3 protein-coding genes are annotated in these 1,894 nt (G+C 52.5%); 1 reads left to right on the top strand and 2 read right to left on the bottom strand.

Annotated elements, in window-relative coordinates; all coding sequences use genetic code 11:
• The coding region (locus tag B2899_RS10525; protein ID WP_286885636.1) for a Na/Pi cotransporter family protein at positions 1 to 682 on the bottom strand (682 nt) is incomplete at its 3' end.
• 112 nt (positions 683 to 794) lie between these two features.
• Entirely contained in the window at positions 795 to 1,256 is a 462-nt protein-coding gene (locus tag B2899_RS10520) for a collagen-like protein (RefSeq protein WP_146808563.1), read from the bottom strand.
• A 103-nt stretch (positions 1,257 to 1,359) separates the two neighbouring features.
• Here B2899_RS10520 and B2899_RS10515 point away from each other — a divergent pair, with 103 nt between their 5' ends.
• Positions 1,360 to 1,605 carry a hypothetical protein gene (locus B2899_RS10515; protein WP_286885634.1) on the top strand — a complete coding sequence of 82 codons (246 nt, stop codon included), beginning with the start codon at positions 1,360 to 1,362 and terminating at the stop codon, positions 1,603 to 1,605.
• Positions 1,606 to 1,894 lie beyond the last annotated feature (289 nt).

Raw genomic sequence — 1,894 nt, 5'->3', positions numbered from 1 at the left:
CTGCCATAATGGCGGTTATACATGTTCCGACATTGCTGCCCAGCACAATCGCAATTCCCATCCCCAGCGACAGAATCTTCTCTTTCATAAAACCCATCGTCATCGCCGTTACGGCAGAACTGCTGTGCAAAAGGGCCGTAAACATCGCCCCGAGAAAGATGCCGTTGAAATAATGGCTGTCCGGCCGCGCCAGAGCTGATAGAAAGAATGGTGTATGCTGCAGCGGTTCGGCTGCCACTTGCATCATCTGAATTCCCAAAAACACACATCCGAAACCCGACATCGACATTCCGATTGCCCGCACAACCTGCGAACGTAGCCACAATACAGAGCAGCCGATGAGAAACATCGGCAGCGCCAGTTTCTGCGGGTTGAGCGCAATCAATTGAGTGGTAAACGTCGTCCCGATATTCGTCCCCAGAATAATGCCTACCGTCTGCGGGAACGATAGCAGGCGCGCGTTCGCAAGCCCGATTGTTACGACAGACACCGCGCTGCTGCTCTGTACAAGCATTGTCACCAGCGTTCCTGTAATCATGCCGCGCATCGGCGTTTTCGTAAAGCGTACAAGCCAGCGGTGCAGACTATCGCCCGCCAGCGCGAACAAACCGAGCCGCATGAAATGCATGCCGCCCAGAAACAACCCAAACCCTGCCAGGAGGGGAAACACAAGTGTAGCCATCCGTTCGTCTCCTCTCGTCCCCATCTACCCCATATGTATGCGGGGTCTAAGACAGGCATGACAGGCCGTAGAAAAACAAAAGACGGACCCTGTTACAAATCCGTCGAGCGGATTAGTAGGTGCTGCAGACAAAAGAATTGATGCGCCTTGTATCAAGTCCGCCAATGGTGTAGCCAAAGAAAGGAATATATCGGTAGAATGATACGGTCCTCTGTTGGATAGAGAATGGCCAGATCCAGTATTGCTCGCCGTTCGATAGCCATACATACGTCCAACGGTACAGACACATGCGCAGGCTGCTTGGTGCAACCGCCAGTGTGCCGACTCCTCCCTGCGGCTGCTGCGGAACGAAACTCGGCGGCGGCGAAGTCGGTTGAGGCGGTTGGCCTTGTCCTCCGGGGAGCTGCCCTTCTCCAGGAAACGGACCCGGGTACGGCGGCTGTGTCGGCGGTTGGAATGGAGGGAAATAACCGGGTGGAGGTGGTGGAAAACCGCCGGTTGGTGGACGGGGCGGTAAGCCCGGAACGGTCGGTACGTTAAACTGTCTGTTATCTTTTTTAGGGGATTTACCCATAGTAACACCTTCCTTTCCGTATAGACTATTCACAATCAGGGACAAATGCGTATAAAATAGGCACAAGCCTGCATGGCAAATGACAAACGAAAGGATGAGCGACATGGAACCGAAAACGACCGGATGCAGCATTGACCATTCTTTAGAGGATGTGCGCAATAAACTGGGCGCAATCGAGCCGCATCTTCCGACAGGCATCGCATCTTCCCTGCCGGAATACTTGGAAAGCGGACGGACTCAAGCCGAGCTAAACCATGTATTTCACTTGTTAAAAAAATACGACTTAGCAGATGACACGGAAAAAGCGCGGCGCAACGAAGAATTTGCCAGACTGTTGCAAAAAGACTAAATAAGAAATGCCTCTTGCTTTGGACAAGCAGGAGGCATTTTTTAATGTATAGGAAAGTATATTTCGCTTTACAGTGATAAAGTGAAATATACTTTCCCTCCATTGTAATCGAGGAAAAACTCGCGAGGCGTGTGCCGACCGTTGCTTTTTCCGTGTGGAGCGTGTGGCCTGGAGGGAGGGAAAGACCGGCAATTGTCTCCCTCTTCGGGGTACACGGATGTTTTGCCGGTCCGACCGAAGGGCCACAAAGCGGCCGCTTGTCTTCTGTGTGGAAAAAGGACGAGCGGCA

The sequence above is a fragment of the Aneurinibacillus sp. UBA3580 genome, assembly GCF_002375825.1.
Taxonomy (GTDB): domain Bacteria; phylum Bacillota; class Bacilli; order Aneurinibacillales; family Aneurinibacillaceae; genus Aneurinibacillus; species Aneurinibacillus danicus.
The sequence above is the reverse complement of the archived record's forward strand: the minus strand, read 5'-3'. Positions and strand labels throughout refer to the sequence as shown.